This is a genomic window from Bradyrhizobium sp. CSA207 (genome assembly GCF_029051685.1).
Classification (GTDB): domain Bacteria; phylum Pseudomonadota; class Alphaproteobacteria; order Rhizobiales; family Xanthobacteraceae; genus Bradyrhizobium.
In genome coordinates this window covers 1-17,696 of the sequence record NZ_JAACFT010000002.1, presented here as the reverse complement: position 1 = coordinate 17,696, position 17,696 = coordinate 1, and the positions used below count along the sequence as shown (strand labels likewise).

At 64.4% G+C, this 17,696-nt stretch carries 18 protein-coding genes; 10 read left to right on the top strand and 8 right to left on the bottom strand.

Annotated features, from left to right (window positions below; genetic code table 11):
* Positions 1 to 28: 28 nt before the first annotated feature.
* From GWG65_RS01810 to GWG65_RS01780, 7 genes are all read right to left on the bottom strand, one after another.
* The gene (locus GWG65_RS01810) at positions 29 to 742 is read right to left on the bottom strand and encodes an ABC transporter ATP-binding protein (RefSeq protein WP_275193588.1); all 714 of its coding nucleotides are present in this window, start codon (positions 740 to 742) and stop codon (positions 29 to 31) included.
* Positions 735 to 1,502 carry an ABC transporter ATP-binding protein gene (locus GWG65_RS01805; RefSeq protein ID WP_275193587.1) on the bottom strand — a complete coding sequence of 256 codons (768 nt, stop codon included), beginning with the start codon at positions 1,500 to 1,502 and terminating at the stop codon, positions 735 to 737. Before GWG65_RS01805 ends, GWG65_RS01810 begins: the two co-directional genes overlap by 8 nt.
* Entirely contained in the window at positions 1,495 to 2,439 is a 945-nt protein-coding gene (locus GWG65_RS01800) for a branched-chain amino acid ABC transporter permease (protein ID WP_275193586.1), read from the bottom strand. The genes GWG65_RS01805 and GWG65_RS01800 overlap by 8 nt, the downstream gene beginning before the upstream one ends.
* The gene (locus GWG65_RS01795) at positions 2,436 to 3,353 is read right to left on the bottom strand and encodes a branched-chain amino acid ABC transporter permease (protein ID WP_148741800.1); all 918 of its coding nucleotides are present in this window, start codon (positions 3,351 to 3,353) and stop codon (positions 2,436 to 2,438) included. The genes GWG65_RS01800 and GWG65_RS01795 overlap by 4 nt, the downstream gene beginning before the upstream one ends.
* A 327-nt stretch (positions 3,354 to 3,680) precedes the next feature.
* Complete coding sequence (locus GWG65_RS01790; RefSeq protein ID WP_275193585.1) at positions 3,681 to 3,899, bottom strand: hypothetical protein; 219 nt, start codon at positions 3,897 to 3,899, stop codon at positions 3,681 to 3,683.
* A gap of 1 nt (position 3,900) precedes the next feature.
* The gene (locus GWG65_RS01785; RefSeq protein WP_275193583.1) at positions 3,901 to 4,560 is read right to left on the bottom strand and encodes an acyl-homoserine-lactone synthase; all 660 of its coding nucleotides are present in this window, start codon (positions 4,558 to 4,560) and stop codon (positions 3,901 to 3,903) included.
* An 85-nt stretch (positions 4,561 to 4,645) separates the two neighbouring features.
* A complete protein-coding gene (locus tag GWG65_RS01780) occupies positions 4,646 to 5,374 on the bottom strand; it encodes a LuxR family transcriptional regulator (protein ID WP_275193582.1) in 729 nt (242 codons plus the stop codon).
* Between the two features lie 167 nt (positions 5,375 to 5,541).
* On the opposite strand from GWG65_RS01780, the gene GWG65_RS01775 reads away from it, so the two are divergent.
* The 9 genes from GWG65_RS01775 (at position 5,542) to GWG65_RS01735 (ending at position 14,596) form a co-directional block, all read left to right on the top strand.
* Positions 5,542 to 5,718 carry a hypothetical protein gene (locus tag GWG65_RS01775; RefSeq protein ID WP_275193581.1) on the top strand — a complete coding sequence of 59 codons (177 nt, stop codon included), beginning with the start codon at positions 5,542 to 5,544 and terminating at the stop codon, positions 5,716 to 5,718.
* 354 nt (positions 5,719 to 6,072) lie between these two features.
* Positions 6,073 to 7,011 (top strand): LysR family transcriptional regulator, encoded by a 939-nt coding sequence (locus GWG65_RS01770; protein WP_275193579.1) that lies wholly within the window; start codon positions 6,073 to 6,075, stop codon positions 7,009 to 7,011.
* A gap of 132 nt (positions 7,012 to 7,143) precedes the next feature.
* Positions 7,144 to 8,022: a shikimate dehydrogenase gene (locus GWG65_RS01765; RefSeq protein WP_275193577.1), complete on the top strand. Its 879-nt coding sequence runs from the start codon at positions 7,144 to 7,146 to the stop codon at positions 8,020 to 8,022.
* 58 nt (positions 8,023 to 8,080) lie between these two features.
* Positions 8,081 to 9,211, top strand: a complete 1,131-nt coding sequence (locus GWG65_RS01760) for an ABC transporter substrate-binding protein (protein WP_275193575.1) — start codon at positions 8,081 to 8,083, stop codon at positions 9,209 to 9,211.
* Between the two features lie 158 nt (positions 9,212 to 9,369).
* Complete coding sequence (locus GWG65_RS01755; protein WP_275193573.1) at positions 9,370 to 10,245, top strand: branched-chain amino acid ABC transporter permease; 876 nt, start codon at positions 9,370 to 9,372, stop codon at positions 10,243 to 10,245.
* Positions 10,242 to 11,240, top strand: coding sequence for a branched-chain amino acid ABC transporter permease (locus tag GWG65_RS01750; RefSeq protein ID WP_275193572.1), 999 nt, complete (start codon positions 10,242 to 10,244; stop codon positions 11,238 to 11,240). The genes GWG65_RS01755 and GWG65_RS01750 overlap by 4 nt, the downstream gene beginning before the upstream one ends.
* Positions 11,237 to 11,980: an ABC transporter ATP-binding protein gene (locus GWG65_RS01745; RefSeq protein ID WP_275193571.1), complete on the top strand. Its 744-nt coding sequence runs from the start codon at positions 11,237 to 11,239 to the stop codon at positions 11,978 to 11,980. Before GWG65_RS01750 ends, GWG65_RS01745 begins: the two co-directional genes overlap by 4 nt.
* A 10-nt stretch (positions 11,981 to 11,990) precedes the next feature.
* Positions 11,991 to 12,728: an ABC transporter ATP-binding protein gene (locus GWG65_RS01740; RefSeq protein ID WP_275193570.1), complete on the top strand. Its 738-nt coding sequence runs from the start codon at positions 11,991 to 11,993 to the stop codon at positions 12,726 to 12,728.
* Complete coding sequence (locus GWG65_RS01735) at positions 12,725 to 14,596, top strand: sugar phosphate isomerase/epimerase and 4-hydroxyphenylpyruvate domain-containing protein (RefSeq protein WP_275193569.1); 1,872 nt, start codon at positions 12,725 to 12,727, stop codon at positions 14,594 to 14,596. Before GWG65_RS01740 ends, GWG65_RS01735 begins: the two co-directional genes overlap by 4 nt.
* Positions 14,597 to 14,807: 211 nt before the next feature.
* Here GWG65_RS01735 and GWG65_RS01730 read toward each other — a convergent pair whose 3' ends face one another.
* On the bottom strand, positions 14,808 to 15,980 hold the full coding sequence (locus GWG65_RS01730) for an ABC transporter substrate-binding protein (protein ID WP_275193568.1): 1,173 nt from the start codon (positions 15,978 to 15,980) through the stop codon (positions 14,808 to 14,810).
* 305 nt (positions 15,981 to 16,285) lie between these two features.
* Between GWG65_RS01730 and GWG65_RS01725 the strand changes: the two genes are divergently transcribed.
* Positions 16,286 to 17,551, top strand: a complete 1,266-nt coding sequence (locus tag GWG65_RS01725; protein ID WP_275193567.1) for an NAD(P)/FAD-dependent oxidoreductase — start codon at positions 16,286 to 16,288, stop codon at positions 17,549 to 17,551.
* Positions 17,552 to 17,696 lie beyond the last annotated feature (145 nt).

Sequence of the window (17,696 nt, the reverse complement as noted above, 5' to 3'; positions counted from 1 at the left end):
CGGGGCGGCGATACCAGTGTCCCGCCTTTCAGATCCCCAGATATTTGTGCTGCAGATCCGGCTCGGCCAACAGTTGGTCGGATGTGCCGCTCCACACCATCTTGCCGCGCTCGATGATGTAGTGACGGTCGCAGATGCGGGCGAGGTGATCGACGTTCTTGTCGACGACGAGGATCGATTGGCCGCGGCTCTTGAGCATCGACAGGCAGTTCCAGATCTCTTCGCGGATCAGCGGCGCCAGGCCCTCTGTCGCTTCGTCCAGGATCAGGAGCTTCGGATTGGTCATCAGCGCGCGGCCGATCGCGAGCATCTGCTGCTCGCCGCCGGAGAGCTGGTTGCCCATGTTCGAGGCGCGCTCAGCCAGCCGCGGAAACAGCACGTAGATCGCGGCGAGCGTCCAGGGATTGGCGCTGCCGAAGCGATCGGCGGCCGCCGCGACCAGATTCTCGCGCACGGTGAGGTTCGGGAAGATCTGGCGTCCCTCGGGCACGAGCCCGACGCCTAGTTTTGCGATTCTGTAGGACGGCTGCGTCCGTACTTCGGAGCCCGCAAAACGGATGCTGCCTGTGCGCGCCGGCGTCAGACCCATGATGGAGCGAATGGTGGTGGTCTTGCCCATGCCGTTGCGGCCCATCAGCGAGACCATCTCGCCCGGCTTGATCGACAGCGACAGGCCGAACAGCACCTGGGACAGCCCGTAGCAGGTCTCGATGCCATCGACGTCGAGCACCGTATCAGCCATGGTGCGTCACCACATGCTGGTCGCCGAGATAGGCGCGCTTGACATCGTCGTTGCCGCGGATCGCAGCCGGATCGCCGGAGGCGATGACGCGGCCATAGACCAGCACCGTGATGCGGTCGGCGAGCGCAAACACCGCCGGCATGTCGTGCTCGACCAGCACGATCGAGACTTCCTTGCGCAGCTCCTGCAGCAGATTCACCATGCGCTGGGATTCGGTGACACCAAGCCCGGCCATCGGCTCGTCCAGCAGCAGCAATTTTGGCTTGCTGGCGAGTGCGACCGCAAGCTCGAGCTCGCGCCGCTCGCCATGGCTGAGCCGGGACACGACGACGTCGGCGCGATGCAACAGCCCGACGCGATCGAGCGCGGCATGCGCGGCATCACGCAGGCCCTTTTCCTTGCGCGCATTGGCGAAAAAGCGGAAGGACGTGCCGGCATGGGCCTGCGCCGCCAGGGCGACATTGTCGGCAGCGGTGAAGTCGAACAGCAATGAGGTGATCTGGAACGAACGCGCCAGGCCCAGCGCGCAGCGGCGATAGGCGGGCAGGTAGGTGATGTCGCGGCCACCGAGCGAGACGCTGCCGGAGTTCGGCGCGAGATGCCCGGTGAGCTGGCTGATCAGCGTGGTCTTGCCGGCGCCGTTCGGGCCGATGATGGCGTGCAGCTCGCCCGCCGCAACGTCGAGCGAGACGTTGTCCGTCGCAATGATGCCGCCAAAGCGGCGCACCAGCTTTTCGACACGGAGCAGCGGTTCAGCCACGATTGAACCTCCCGAGCAGGCCCATGATGCCGCCGCGGCCGAACAGCACGATCAGCAGCAGCAGCGGGCCCATGATCAGCGCCCAATATTCGGTGAGCTGCGACAAGAACTCTTCCAGCAGCAGATAGACCACCGCGCCCATGACCGGGCCGAACAGCGCGCCCATGCCGCCGAGGATGACCATCACCATGAGGTCGCCGGAACGGGTCCAGTACATCACGGCCGGGCTGATGAAATCGGTGTTGTTGGCGAGCAGCGCACCGGCGAGGCCGCACATCATGCCGGAGATGACGAAGCAGACCAGCTGGTAGCGTTTTGCCGGAAAGCCGATCGCCTGCATGCGCTGCTCGTTCGAGCGCAGGCCCTGCACGACGAGGCCGAAGCGCGAATTGGCGATGCGCCAGATCAGGAAGATCACGCCGAACAAGCAGGCGAGGCAGAGATAGTAGAACTGCACGCGGTTGCCGAGATTGATCAGGCCGGAAAAGTCGCTGCGCTTGTAGACCGTGAGGCCGTCGTCGCCGCCGTAGCGTGCAAGGCCCGAGGCGACGTAATAGGCCATCTGCGCAAACGCCAGCGTGATCATGATGAAATAGACGCCGCGGGTGCGCAAGGAGAGCGCGCCGATCACGAGCGCGTAGAGAGCGGACGCCGCGAGCGCGACCGGAAACTGGATGAAGCCGGAGCCGACGCCTTCCTGCGCCAGAATGCCGACGGCGTAGCCGCCGATGCCGAGATAGGCGGCATGGCCGAAGCTCATCATGCCGCCATAGCCCATGATCAGGTTGAGGCTCGCCGCCGCCAGCGCCAGGATGACGACGCGGGTGAACAGCGTCAGGATGAAGATGTTGCCGGAGGCTTGCGAATAGAGCGGCAGCAGCACGAGGCCCGCCAGCATCAGGGCCGTCACGGCCTTGCTCACAGTGAAAGCCTTCATCGACGGTTGGCCGGAAACAGCCCCTCCGGCCGCACCACCAGCACGATTGCCATCAACAGATAGATCAGCATGGATGACAGCGCGGGCGCGGCGGTGGAGGCGGCGGTCGAACTCAGCACCTGCCGCAGCAGGTTCGGCAGGAAGGCACGGCCGAGCGTGTCGATCATGCCGACGAAGATCGCGGCCAGGAACGCGCCGCGGATCGAGCCGATGCCGCCGATCACGATGATGACGAAGGCGAGGATCAGGATGTTCTCGCCCATGCCGATCTGCACGGTGAGAATCGGCGCCTGCATCAGCCCGGCAAGGCCGGCGAGCGCGGCGCCGAGACCGAACACCAGGGTGTAGAGCAGCTTGATGTTGATACCGAGCGCACCGATCATCTCGCGGTTGGAGGCGCCGGCCCGGATCAGCATGCCGACGCGGGTGCGCATCACGCCGAGATAGAGCAGCAGCGCAACGAGCAGCGCCACGACGATGATGGCGAGACGGTAGGCGGGATAGTGAATGCCCGGCAGGATCGGCACCGGCACGGTGAGCCAGGCCGGCAGCGGCAGCGCGAGGCCCGCCGGCCCCCAGATCAGCCTCACGGCCTCGTTGAAGAACAGGATCAGGCCGAAGGTCGCGAGCACATGGTCGAGATGGTCTCGTCCATAGAGATGTTTCAGCGCCACCACCTCGAGCACGATGCCAAGCAGCAGCGTCGCACCGAGCGCCAGGAACGCGCCGAGCAGAAAGCTGCCGGTCCAGGCCGCGAAGGTCGCGGCGAAATAGGCGCCCATCATGTAGAGCGAGCCGTGCGCGAGGTTGACGAGATCCATGATCCCGAACACCAGCGTCAGTCCGGCGGCGAGCAGGAACAGCAGCAGGCCGAACTGCAATCCGTTCAAAAATTGTTCGACGACGAGCAGCATCAAAACTCTTTCAGGCGCACGCAGCGTCACGCCGATGTTCGAACACGGTCGCCATCAGTGAAAGAGCTCCCCCTGCCTCTTCAAGGCCGAAAAATGGGTAATGGCAGTATCGTTCCGAGGCAAGAGCGATTTGACGCCAGACATGCACTTTGTTGCATCCCGGCGAGCGCGGTCGTGCGCACCTTGCAAGAAGGCTGCCGGGGAGGATGGGTCAACCTGCCGCACCCATCCGGAGCGGAGGTGACGAAGCGCCGCGCTGCAGAAAAAACGATCGCCCTCTCCCGAGGGAGAGGGCGGGGCCTTCCGTTGAGTGAAGGAAGACTGCGCCTAGTGTGACGTCATCTGCCGGGGAAGATCGTCCGGCTCGGCGAGCACGGCGTCTGCCGTCGAGGCCTCCAGTGCCGCCATCCGGAACAGATAGGCGAGCGTTGCCATTCCGGAGTCTTCCGCCATCTCCGCGAGTTCGAGCGCCATGTCGGACATGTAGCTAAGATTCTCGTCCCTGGTCTGCGCCATGATCTGGCTGTCCCGCATCATGTTCGACATCTCAGGCAATCTTTCGTTGCGCGGCAAGGCCGCAGAGGTTGGCACGGGCGATGCAGTCGATACGCGGACCGTCGTGCTGGATGGCGTGCGTCATCCCGATACGGTTGCACACGATATCGAGCGATTCCTGGCGGACCTCAATCGTCGCGGCCATGGTCCAGGAGTCCTCGACCAGCGCCGGTAGTCCGAGCGGCGTGACGACGAAGCCGATGTCGTGGAATCGCGGCAGCCACCACGTCTCCATGACCAGGCAGAGACGCTCGATGCCCTGGTCGAGACAGAACTCCTGCGCCGCCGCCATCAGTCGCAGGTTGAGCGCGCCATCACGGCGGTCGCGCGCGACGAAGAAACGTGACCACTCCCAGACCAGGGGGTCCACCGGACAGCCACGCACCGCAGCAAGGTGTGGAAAGACATCGCTCATCATCGTCGGCTTGGTGGTTGGATACAGCCGGGAGCCGCCGAGCACACGGCGGCTTTCGTCGAGGGCCAGCAGATAGATCGCGTCCTCATTGTCGTAGGCGTCGATCTCGCGGCTATCGGGCTTCCGCAGTCCCTCCCATTTCCGCTCCTCCACAAAAATCTCGTGACGCACCCGAAAGTGTTGCTCGATGACGTCCTCGTAAAGGTGCCGGTTAACGGCCGAAATCACATGAATCATGAAGTCCCCCATGGCTTGAAATGAGGGAAGCCTCTGGGAAGAAGGCCGAGCCGACTATTGGGAAATTTCCCAGTAGGCGGCTATTTCAGGGATTGATGATTCTGTGACGGATCGCGATCGCGACCGCATGCGTCCGGTTGACGGCGCCGAGCTTGCGCGCCGCGGTTGCAAGATGCTCTTCCGCGGTGCGCTGGGTGATGTTCAGGATCTCGCCGATCTCCCAGGCCGACTTGCCCTGCGAAGCCCAGGAGATCACCTCGCGCTCGCGCGGGGTGAGGCGCATCGACGGATGTGGCGCCGGATCGAGCAAACGGCGGATATGGTCGAAGCCATACATCGCGATCAGATGCAGCGCTGGCTTGCTGCGGGCATTAAGATCAAGGTGGACGCCACCGAGCGAGACGCCGGCCTCGTAGCCGGTCAACCCGTGGATCGGAACGACGAAGCCACGCGACATGCGGAAATCGGCAGCGCGCCGCATCACCTCCACCGCGCCCGGTTCCAATTCGGGATCATAAGGCGCCTCCGACCACTCGAAGGGATTCACCGTCTGCCGGCATTTGCGGATCACGGGATCGACGCGGTCGTAGCTCTTTTGGATGTAGAGGCTGAACCATTCCGCCGGCCACTTCTTGGCGAGCACCATCTGGGAAAAGCGCTGGTCGGGGTTCGGCAAGCCCGTCACGATGATGTGCTCGAAGCCGTACCGGCTGAATGCCGTTGCGAGCGAATCCATGGCGTCCGGAACCGTGCGGTAGGCTCCCAGCCCTTCGATGAAGTCGAGCGCTTCCCGGCCATAATCCACGGCGGACATCAGTGCGTTTCCTGATCCTTGCCGCTCGCTATAGCACGTCTTGGGGGGCTGCCTCAATTCACCGCTTCCGTAGTTTCCCGGTGCGCCACACGCTTCGAAGATTTAATCTACTTGTGGAAGAAGTGACGTCAAGTTACACCTAGGACGCCTGCAGCGGGAAAGCCACGATGGAAGACGAGAACATCGCCCTCAACAGCGTGCTCGGCCTCGAGCTCAACCGCGTATTTTTCGCCGTCCGCGACACGGCAAACAAGCAGAAGATCATCGAGTTCGCGCGCGTGGTGCTGCAAAGCGAGCGCGCGGAACGTCCCGGCAGCGTGTCGCCGGAAGGACCGGCGAGCTGAGCTACGCGTTCGCGGTCATCGCGCAAGCTGCTCGCGCGGGTACGACGGCCTTGCATTCGATGTGCTGATCTAGCCAAAACGATTCAACCACGAAGCTGGCTTTCCCCTTCTCCCCTTGTGGGAGAAGGTGGCGCGAAGCGCCGGATGAGGGGTTGTTTCCGCGAGCGCGACTGACAGCGGTGCGCGGAGAGATACCCCTCACCCGTCTCGCCGCTACGCGACGAGCCACCCTCTCCCACAAGGGGAGAGGGGGATCCCCCCTCTCCAGCTCACCTCAATACACATACCGCTGGATGACCTCGCTTCTTCCGTGAGATGATCGCGATTGCGATCGCCTTTCGGGATGTCCAGGACATGATGACGCTGCGCCAGGTTGAAGTGATCCGGGCCGTGATGGTGACGGGCACCATCGGCGGCGCGGCGAAGCTGCTCAACGTCTCGGCGCCCGGCATCAGCCGTCTCGTCAAATACACCGAGCGTTCGCTCGGTATCCGCTTCTTCCAGCGCCAGAACGGACGCTACTTCCCGACGCCCGAGGCCGAGAACATTTTCGAGCAGATCAACGGCGTCTACAAGAAGGTCGACGATCTCTCCGAGATCATCTCCAAGATCGGACGCGGCGGCTTGTCCGAGCTGCGCATCGGCTCGGTGCCGAGCATCTCGCAGGTGATGGTGCCGCGCGCGATCGAGCGCGTCCGGCGCCGCTATCCCGATCTCGGCATCGACATCAACATCCTCAAGCTCGAGGAAGCCATCGACTACCTCCTGCTCGGCCGCGGTGAGTGCGTGGCGATGAGCTACCGGCTCGAGCATTCCGGGCTCGACTTCATGCCGCTCGCCTCGGGCGAGCTCTATTGCATCGTGCCGCCGGGCCATGAGCTTGCCGGCCGCAAGCAGGTTTCGGCCGCCGAGATCACCCGCTATCCGCTGATCGGCATCGATCCCAAGGATCCCTACGGCCGTATCATGGCGGAGATCTTTGCGCGCAACCGGCTCGACTACAACATCACCATCCGCGCCCGCTTCGGCACCACGGTCTGCGCGCTGGTGAAGGCGGGGCTGGGCATCGCCGTCATCGACCAGTTCACGGTGGCCCATGGCGGCTATCCCGGGATCGAGCTGCTCAAGATCACCGAGCCGACGCGGTTCGACACCTACATCGCGGTCAAGCGCGGCGCGCCGCTGTCGCTCCATGTCGAGTATTTCATCGAGGCCCTGCGCGCCGAGATGCGCGCGGTCGAGCCGTCCCGCGGCAACGGCAAGGCGGCCGCGACGCGCGGGCGGAAAAAATAACATTATGTTAGGTTTGTCCGATAAATGGGTAATTGTGTTAGGCAAGGGAAAGACTATCGTCCCGCTTGGACTTGCGCGGATTTCCCCGCTATTGGCCGGGGATAAACGCTCCTCACAAGACGAATGCACAGCATGTCGAAGCGCGGACCCGCCGCCAGCAAGAAGCTCCTCACCGGCCTGATCGGTGCGCCCATCGCGCATTCCGCCTCGCCTGCGATGCACGAGCGCGCGGCCGAGGCGCTTGGCCTGCGCGGCCATTATCAGCTGATCGAGGTCGCCGGCGCTGACGCGGCCGGGCTCGCCATGATGCTCGAAGGGGTGCGGCGGCTCGGCTTTGCCGGCGTCAACGTCACCTATCCCTACAAGGAAGCCGTGGTCCCGCTGCTCGACGAGCTGGCGCCGGGCGCCGCTGCCATGGGCGCGGTCAACACCGTGGTCGCAAGCGACGGCCGGCTGACCGGCCACAACACCGACACGACCGGGTTTGCCCGCGCGGTGGCGCCGCTGCTTGCGCCTGCCGGAAACAGCGTCGCCGTGATCGGCGCGGGCGGCGTCGGCAAGGCGATCGCCTTTGCGCTGGCGAGCCTGAAGGTGACCGACATCCGCATTTTCGACAACGAGCCGGGGCGCGCCGAGAAGCTCGTCTCCCTCCTGGCCGCGCCGGGTGGCGCGAGGGTGGCTATGAGCGTCGAGGACGCACTCGATGGTGCGACCGGTCTCGTCAACGGCACGCCGGTCGGCATGCTGCCGGACCGGGGCATGCCGGTCCCGGCCACGCTGCTGCACGAAAATTTATGGGTCGCCGACGCCGTCTATTCGCCGCTGATCACGCCGCTCCTGGCTGCGGCGCAAGCCAAGGGCGCGCGGATCATGACCGGGCGAGAGCTTGCGATCTACCAGGCCGCCGACGCCTTCGAGCTGTTCACGGGGCTTGCCCCATCAACGGACGTCATGGGAGAGGCTTTTGATGGCGTGATGGCGGAGCGAAGCTCGACCACCAACGCAGCGTAACCTAAGCGGCCGGACACAAGGCCGTCGACCAAACCGAACAAACCAAGGGAGGAATGAGATGAAATCCACACTACTGGCAGGCGCCCTGCTTGCCTTCGCCGCGGCTACCAGCGCCCACGCACAGGCGATCAAGCTTGCCGACGTCGCCGAGCTCTCGGGCGGCGGCGCCACCGTCGGCACCAACTGGAAGAACGGCATCGACCTCGCGATCGAGGAGATCAACGCCAAGGGCGGCGTGCTCGGCCGCAAGCTCGAAGTCAGCCACGCCGATTCTCAATCCAACCCCGGCGTGGCGCGCGCACAGGTGCAGAAGGCGCTCGACGCCGAGCCCTACGTGCTGCTCGGGCCCGGCTACTCCGGCTCGGTGAAGGTCACCGCGCCGCTCGCAGCGGAAGCCGGCATCGCGCAGATCATGGGCGGCGAAGCCGCCGAGCTGACGCAAGGCGGCAACAAGTTCCTGTTCCGCACCTCGTTCGGCCAGCAATCCTCGATGCCGAAGGTCGCCAAATACATCCACGATGAGATGAAGGCGAAGACGGTCGCGGTGGTCTGGGTCAACAACGATTTCGGTCGCGGCGGGCGCGACGTCGTCATCAAGGAGCTCGACCGGCTCGGCTCGAAGGTGATCGCCGACCTCTCGACCGAAGCCGGCCAGGCGGATTTCGCCGCCGACGTCGGCAAGATCAAGGCGGCCAATCCCGATGCCGTGTTCGTCTATCTCAACGAAGAAGAGAGCGCGCGCATCCTCAAAGAACTGAAGCGCCAGGGCGTCACCGCGCCGCTGATGGGCGAGACCACGCTGATCGGCCAGAAGGTTATCGATCTCGCCGGCGACGCCGCCAATGGCGCGCGCGGTCATGTCGGCCTCACCACCGACGCGCCGGTCGACCTGATCAAGGCATTCCGCGAGAAGTTCTCGAAAAAGTACAATTACGTGCCGGACCACAACGGCCTGAAGGGCTACCTCGCCGTCTACATGGTGAAGGCCACCACCGAGAAGATGGGCAAGGTCGATTCCAAGGCCTTCGCCGATACGCTGCATGGATTGACGATCAAGGCCGCGGCCGAGCCGGGCATCCTGATGGATGTCACCTTCAGCGAGACCGGCGACATCGACCGCCAGAGTTTTCTGGTGGAAGTGGTGGAGGGCAAACAAGTCGTGAAGCAGGTGCTGCCGAAGGTGAAGTGAGGTTCTTTCGCCTCTCTTACGGGGAGAGGCCGGAATTTGCGTAGCAAATTCCGGGTGAGGGGAAGCTTCCGCGAGTCCAACTATCACCGTCCTCGCGGAGACTCCCCCTCACCCCAACCCTCTCCCCGCAAGCGGGGAGAGGGAGAAGAGAGGGGAAAATGTCCAATCTGTTCGATCTTCTGGTTGCGGGACTTGCGACTGGCGCGATCTACGCGCTGGTCGCGGTCGGCTTCACGCTGCTGTGGCAGACCTCGCAGACCATCAATTTCGCGCAAGGCGAGTTCGTGATGCTGCCGGCGTTTTTGATGCTGGCGGCGATGCATGCCGGCGCACCGTTCTGGCTCGCGATCATCCTCGGCATCCTGCTGTCGATGATCCTGCTTGGGCTGGCCTTCAAGATGCTGCTGGTCGACCCGATGATGCGCCACGGCGTGCTGCCGCTGGCGATCGCCACCATGGCGCTGGCGATCGGCATCAAGGAAGCCGTGAAGCAGTTCTTCAGCGCTGAGGCATCGCCGTTCCCGTCGATCGTGCCGACCGGCGATATCTCAATTCTCGGCCATATCGTCTCGCTGCAAAGCATCGGCGTGCTCGCCCTCGCCATCCTCGCGGTCTTCGGCCTGACCGCGCTCTTGAGCCGCACCTCGCTCGGCCACCAGATGCAGGCGGCGGCGCAGAACCCGACGGTGGCGCGCATCATCGGCGTGCCGGTCGAGCGCATGATCCTGCTGACCTTCCTGATCAACGCCTTCCTGGTGGCGCTGGCCTCGCTGCTGATCACGCCGATCTATCTCGCCAAATTCTCCTCCGGCGAGGTGCTGGGCCAGGCCGCCTTCATCGCGGCGATCGTCGGCGGCTTCAACCAGGTGCGCGGCGCCATCGCCGGCGGCCTGCTGATCGGCGTGCTCGACAATCTCGCAGCGTCCTACGTCTCGACGCAATATCGCGCGGCGGTGCCGCTGATCTTCCTGATCCTCGTCATCCTGTTCCGGCCGCAAGGATTGCTCGGCCGCGCCGAGGAGCGCACGGTATGAGCGGATTTGCCAAACCCCTGAAGATCGCGCTCGGCCTTGCCGTCATCGCCGGCCTCATCGTCATTCCCATGAACTTCAACCGCTACGGCCTGTTCATCCTGAGCCAATGGGCGGTGATGACCATCGCGGCGATGGGACTGAATCTGACGCTCGGCTATGCCGGCCAGGTGTCGCTGGCGCAGGGCGCCTTCGTCGGCATCGGCGCCTATGCGGCGGCGATCATGACAACCCATGGCTGGCCGCTGCCGGCCGCGATTGTGGTCGCGATCATACTGAGCTTCGCAGTCGGCTGGGTGCTCGGCTATCCGGCGCTGCGCGTGCAGCATCACTACCTCGCCTTCGTCACGCTGGCGTTCTCGACGCTGGCCTTCCTGGTGTTCCGCAACGAGAGCTGGCTCACCGGCGGGATCTACGGCATCTCCAACATTCCACGACCGCACTTCTTCGGGATCGCGACCAACAAGCCGCTGCCGTTCTATTACGTCTGCCTCGGCTCGCTCGCGATCGTGTCGCTGGCGGTGTGGTGGCTGATCCGCTCGCCCTGGGGCCGCGCCTTCATGGCACTGCGCGAGAATCCGCTGCGCGCGCAGTCGCTCGGCATCGACACGCGTCGCTACACGCTGATGGCATTCGCGATCGGCTCGGCGCTCGGCGGCATCGCCGGCGCACTCTATGCGCCGCTGACGCAATATATCGATCCCGTGCCGTTCAACCTGTCGCTCTCGCTCGACCTGCTGATGATGGTGATCGTCGGCGGCGCCGGCTTCTTCCTCGGCCCGTTCCTCGGCGCGATGATCGCGGTGCTCTTGCCGGAATGGCTGCGCTTCACCGAAGGCTATTATCTGATGCTCTATGCGGTCGCGGTGATATTGCTGCTGATCTGGTCGCCCACCGGCATCCTCGGAATCCTCGACCGCGCCATGGCGGCACGGCGAACCAAGGCGGCCTCCGCGCTGCGCGCCGTCGCAAAATCCCGGCTGGAGACGGTGCAATGAGCGCGGTCCTCGAAGTCACCAATATCAAGAAGAATTTTGGCGGCATCAGCGCCGTCGCCGATGTCAGCTTCGACGTCCGCGAGGGCGAGATCCTCGGCCTGATCGGGCCGAATGGTTGCGGCAAGTCGACCCTGTTCAACTGCATCCTCGGCCAGCTCACGCCAAGCGGCGGCGAGGTCAAGCTCGACGGCAAGGTCGTCACCGGCCTGCGTCCCGCCGAGCTCAACAAGCTCGGCGTCAGCCGCACCTTCCAGCTCTTGCAGGTCTTTCCAAAGCTCTCGGTACGCGAGAATCTGATCCTTGCGGGACAGGAGCACCAGGGCAGCATGGCCTCGCGTCTGGTCGGTCGCTCCGACGCCGGACTGACGCAGGCCGCCAACCAGATGATCGGCTTCTTCAAGCTCGATCATCTCGCCGCCGAGCCTGCCGGCGGCCTGTCCTACGGCCAGCAGAAGCTGCTCGACGCCGCCATGGCCTTCATGGGCGGGCCGCGCCTGGTGCTGCTTGACGAGCCCGCCGGCGGCGTCAACCCGTCAATGCTGTCGGACCTCAAGGAGCGGCTGGTCGCGATCAACCGCGAGAAGAACGCCACCTTCGTCGTGATCGAGCACAACATGGAGTTCGTGATGTCGCTGTGCTCGCGCGTGATGGTGATGGCGGAAGGCAAGGTGCTGGCGATGGGACGGCCGGACGAGGTTCGCAAAAACCCTGCCGTGATCGAAGCCTATCTCGGACATTAGGAAACGAGCCATGAGCGACACCATCCTCTCGGTTCAAAATCTCGTCGGCGGCTACGGCAAGATGACGATCCTGAACGGCACCACCTTCGCCGTGCCGCAGGCCACCATCACCACCATCATCGGCCCGAACGGCGCCGGCAAGTCGACGGTGTTCAAGGCGATCTTCGGCCTGTTGAAGCTGCGCGAGGGCAAGATCAGCTTTGGGAACCGCGACGTCACCAACTTGAGCCAGCGGGCGCTGCTCAATGCTGGCGTCTGCTACGTCCCGCAGGGCCGCAACATTTTTCCCGAGCTGTCGGTGCGCCACAATATCGAGCTCGGCGGTGTCGCCGCGGGCAAGGATATCGACCTGCCCACGCGGATCGAGGCCGCACTCGATCTGTTCCCGGCGCTGCGGCGCAAGTCGGCGCAGCAGGCTTCCACGCTCTCGGGCGGCGAGCAGAAGCAGCTCGAGATCGCCCGCTCGCTGCTGCTCGAACCAAAGCTCGTGCTGATCGACGAGCCCTCGATCGGCCTGTCGCCGCTGATGGTGCAGCAGACGTTCGATATCCTCAAATCCCTGCGGGATCGCGGCGTCACCATCCTGATGATCGAACAGAACGCACGATCGGCGCTGGAGATCTCCGATCTTGGTATCGTGCTCGAGCTCGGCCAGACCCGGATGATCGACGGCGCGAAACGCATTTTGAACGATCCCCGCATCGGGCAATTGTTCCTCGGCGGCGCAATGGAGGAGAGCGCGGCATGAACAAGCGCTCGATCGCAACCGTCTCGCTCTCCGGGGTTCTCGACGAGAAGCTCCGCGCCATCGCGGCCGCCGGCTTTGACGCCGTCGAAATCTTCGAGAACGACCTGCTGTCGTTCGGTGCAGGCCCGCGCGAGGTGGCGCAGCTGTGCAAGGATCTCGGTCTCGAGATCTGCGCGTTCCAGCCGTTCCGCGATTTCGAGGGCATGCCGGAGCCGCAGCGGGCGCGCAACTTTGCGCGGGCCGAACGCAAGTTCGACCTGATGCAGGAGCTCGGCACCGATCTCTTGCTGATCTGCTCGAACGTGTCGCCGGCCTCGCTCGGCGGCATCGACCGCGCCGCCGACGATTTTCGCGAGCTCGGCGAGCGCGCGGCCAAGCGGTCCCTGCGCGTCGGCTACGAGGCGCTGGCCTGGGGACGGCATGTCAACGACTACCGCGACGCCTGGGAGATCGTGCGTCGCGCCGATCATCCGGCGATCGGCGTCATCCTCGACAGTTTTCATGCGCTGGCGCCGGGCTTTCCAACCCGCGCGATGGCCTCGATTCCCGGCGACAAGATCTTCCTGGTGCAGCTTGCGGATGCGCCGAAACTCGAGCTCGACATCCTGTCGTGGAGCCGGCACTTCCGTTCCTTCCCCGGCCAGGGCGATCTGCCGGTCGGCGAGTTCATGGAGGCGATCGCGGCGACGGGCTATGCCGGGCCGCTGTCGCTGGAGATCTTCAACGACCAGTTCCGCGCCGGCTCGGCCGCACAGACCGCGATCGACGGCCTGCGCTCGCTGATCCTGCTGGAGGACCAGCTTGCGAACAGATGGCCGAAACTTTCGCCCAAGCCGCTGGCACCGCGGGCGGTGAGCCGCGGCACCGGCTTCATCGAGTTTGCGGTGAACGAGACCAAGGCCGGCGAACTCGCCCGCCTGTTCTCACAGCTCGGTTTCCGCAAGTCCGGCAAGCACCGCAGCAAGGCGGTGGAGCGCTGGTCGCAAGGCAAGGTCGAACTCGTGATCAATTCCGAGACCGACGGCTTCGCGCATTCGCATTACGTCACGCACGGCCCCGGTATCTGCGCCATCGCGCTCGATGTCGACGACGCCTCCCGCGCCATGGCGCGCGCGGAGGCGCTGAAGGCACGCACGTTCTACCAGCCGGTCGGACCGGGCGAGCTGGAAATCCCAGCGATCCACGGCGTCGGCGGCAGCTTGCTGTATTTCCTCGACCAGGTCGGCAAGAACTGGGACACGGATTTCGAGCCGCTCGCGAGCGACGCCAGCGCGGACGCCCTGCTCGCCGTCGACCACATCGCGCAGTCGATGCCCTATGACGAGATGCTGTCCTGGCTGTTGTTCTACACCGGTATCCTCGACCTGACGCGGCTGCCGCAGATGGAGATCGCCGACCCCAGGGGTCTGGTGCAGAGCCAGGCCGTCATCAATACCGACCAGAGCCTGCGCTTCGTGCTCAACGGCTCCTCCGCCAATCGCACGCTGCCGGCGCGCTTCATCTCGGAGTTCTTCGGCTCCGGCGTGCAGCACGTCGCGTTCACATGCCGGGACATCTTCGCGGCGGTCGCCGCGATGCGCGAGCGCGGCGCGGATTTCCTGGATATTCCCGACAATTATTACGACGACATCGAAGCCAAATACGACCTTGCGCCCGAATTGATGGCGCAACTACGCGCCAACCACATCCTCTACGACCGCGACGGCGACAGCGAATTCTTCCAGGTCTACACCCACATTTTCGACGAGCGGTTCTTCTTCGAAATCGTCGAGCGCAGGGATTATCAGGGCTTTGGCGCGGCCAACGCCGGAATCAGGCTCGCAGCGCAGGCCCGCGAGGTGCGGCCCGCGAGCATGCCAAGGATGTAGGCGCTTCTTCGCCGTAGCAAAAATCCCATCCGCGCCGTCATTGCGAGGAGCCCTTGCGACGAAGCAATCCAGAATCCCTCCGCGGAAAGACTCTGGATTGCTTCGCTGCGCTCGCAATGACGGCGTGGTGAGTGGTTGCGAGTCTCACATCTACCGTCCCCGCGGAGAGTCTCCCTCTCCCCGCGAGCGGGGAGAGGGAGAAGCAATCACCTCACTTCATCTGGCACTTGTCGTGGAAGCGATCCTGGTTGTTCTCGACGATGGTGGCGACCGTCTTGAGGGCAAGCTGGCCGTCGGCATCCTTGACCACGTCCTGGAGATAGAAGCTCTGCACCGGGATGTGGTTGTTGCCGAACTTGAAGGCGCCGCGCAGCGACTTGAAGTTGGCCTTCTCCATTTCGGCCTTCATCGCATCCTTCTTGCTGGTATCGCCCTTCACAGCAACGACCGCGCTGTTGATGAGCTGGGCGGCATCATAGGCCTGCGCGCCGTAATAGGTCGGGCGCAGCCCGGTGTACTTCTTGCGATAGTCGGCGACGAAGCGCTTGTTCTGCTCGTTGGGCAGGTCGTTGACCCATTCCTGCGCGCCGGGCACGCCGAGCGCGTTCTCCTTCTGGAGCGGCAGCGACAGCTCGTCGACGGTGAAGGCGGTGTAGAGCGGCATCGTGCTCTTCAAGCCGGCCTGCACATATTGATTGAGGAACTGCACGCCGGCTGCACCCGGATAGAACACGAAGATCGACTCGGCACCGGAGGCGCGGGCCTTGGACAGCTCGGCGGAGAAGTCGAGCTGGCTCGGCCAGACCGTGTATTCCTCGCCCTTGATCTCGCCCTTGAAGGTGCTCTTGAGGCCCGCGAGCATGTCCTTGCCGGCGGCGTAGTTCGGCCCGATCAGGAAGACGCTCTTGACACCCTTCTGGTTCATGTAGAGGCCCATGGCCTGCGGCGTCTGGTCGTTCTGCCAGGAGGTCGAGAACACGTAAGGCGAGCACAGCTCACCCGCGAGCTGCGACGGGCCGGCATTGGCCGAGATCAGGAAGGTCTGCGAGTCCACGGCGGTCTTCAGCGAAGCCAGCAGCACGTTGGACCAGATGTAGCCGACGATGAAGTCGACCTTGTCGGACTGCACCAGCTTCTCGGTCTTCTGCTTGCCGACGTCGGGCTTCTGCCCGTCATCCTCGTAGATCACCTCGACCGGCTTGCCGTCCATCTTGCGGCCGAGATGATCCAGTGCCAGATCGAACGAGTTGCGCATGTCGTTGCCGATCACGGCGGTCGGCCCGCTGAAGGTCGAAACGAAACCGATCTTGATGGTGTCGCCGGCCAAAGCCGGGCTTGCCAGCGCGAGCGCAGCCGCGCCTGCCAGCCAGAATGCTGTCCTCATAACCACTCCCCTCCTCAGTTCTCTTTGCCCCAGAAGCGGGGTGATCGCCGCTCCGGGTGGTCTCTTTAGAGCGCAAAATCCGTCGAGCTGCCAATGGCCTCGGCGCCTGCCCTGCACCATAATTCGCTCCAATCGTTAATGGCAAGAACTATAGTTCTACTCACTTCGGCGAGGGCTGCGGCGCTTTTCGCGGACTCGATACACGGCGCCTATTCCTCGATTGATCACGGCTATTGGACCGCAGGCTACTTTCCGCACTTAAATGATGGGAAGAGAATGAATCGCTGGACCCGAGGGCCGCTTCCATGACCATGACACCCCATCGCGTCGTTATCGTCGGGGCCGGCTTTGGCGGGCTGGAGACGACTTACCGGCTCGCCGGCGCCCCGGTCGCGATCACGCTGATCGACCGGCGCAACCATCATCTGTTTCAGCCGCTGCTCTACCAGGTCGCGACCGCATCGCTCGCCACCAGCGAGATTGCCTGGCCGGTACGCCATCTCATGCGCGACAGGCGCGAGGTGACAACGCTGTTTGCGACGGTCAGCGGCGTCGATGCCGGCAGGCGCGCGGTGCTGCTCGATGACGGCAGCGAGGTGCCGTACGACACGCTGGTGCTCGCCACCGGCGCGCGCCATGCCTATTTCGGCCATGACGAATGGGAGCAATTCGCGCCCGGCCTGAAGACGCTGGAAGACGCGACCACGCTGCGCCGGCACATCCTGGTGGCATTCGAGCGCGCCGAGCGCGAGACCGATCCGGTCCGGCGCGCGGCGCGGTTGACCTTCGTCATCGTCGGCGCGGGGCCCACCGGCGTCGAGCTCGCGGGCACCATCGCGGAGATGGCGCACCAGACCTTGCCGGAAGATTTCCGCAACATCGATACGACCAAGGCGCGCGTGGTGCTGATCGAGGCGGGACCGCGCGTGCTCGCAGGCTTCGCCGACGACCTCTCGGCCTATGCGCAGGCGTCTCTGGAGAAGATCGGCGTCGAGGTCGTGCTCGGCCAGGCCGTCACCGAGATCGACCGCGACGGCGTGGTGTTCGGCGGCACGCGGCTCGACGCCAAGACCAAGATCTGGGCGGCCGGCGTGCGCGCATCGCCCGCCGCCGAATGGCTGGGCGCGCCGGCCGACCGTGCCGGCCGGGTGCAGGTCGAGGCCGATCTGACGATTCCCGGCCATCCCGAGATCTTTGCGATCGGCGATACCGTTTCGATCAATGCCTGGGAGGGCAAGCCGGTGCCCGGCATCGCGCCGGCCGCCAAGCAGCAGGGACGTCATGTCGCCGAGACCATCAAGGCGCGCCTGCGCAAGGAGCCGACAGGCCCGTTCCGCTACAAGCATGCTGGCAGCCTGGCGCAGATCGGCAAACGGCTCGCGGTGATCGACTTCGGCCGCTTCAAGCTGCGCGGCACCATCGCATGGTGGATCTGGGGCATCGCCCACATCTACTTCCTGATCGGCCTGCGCCACCGCCTCAGCGTCGCCTTGAGCTGGCTCTGGATCTACGCCCGCGACCAGCGCGCCGCGCGCCTGATCACGCAGGGGAGCAGCAAGGTGGTGGGGTGACGGCTAACGCAGCGTTCCCCTTACCCTCCCCTGGAGGGGGAGGGTCGGTTCGCATGCAGCGCAGCGAAATGCGAAGCGGGGTGGGGTGACAGTCCATCCAATCAAGCGGTGCCCGAGTGGAGAGATCACCCCACCCCGCTCGCGC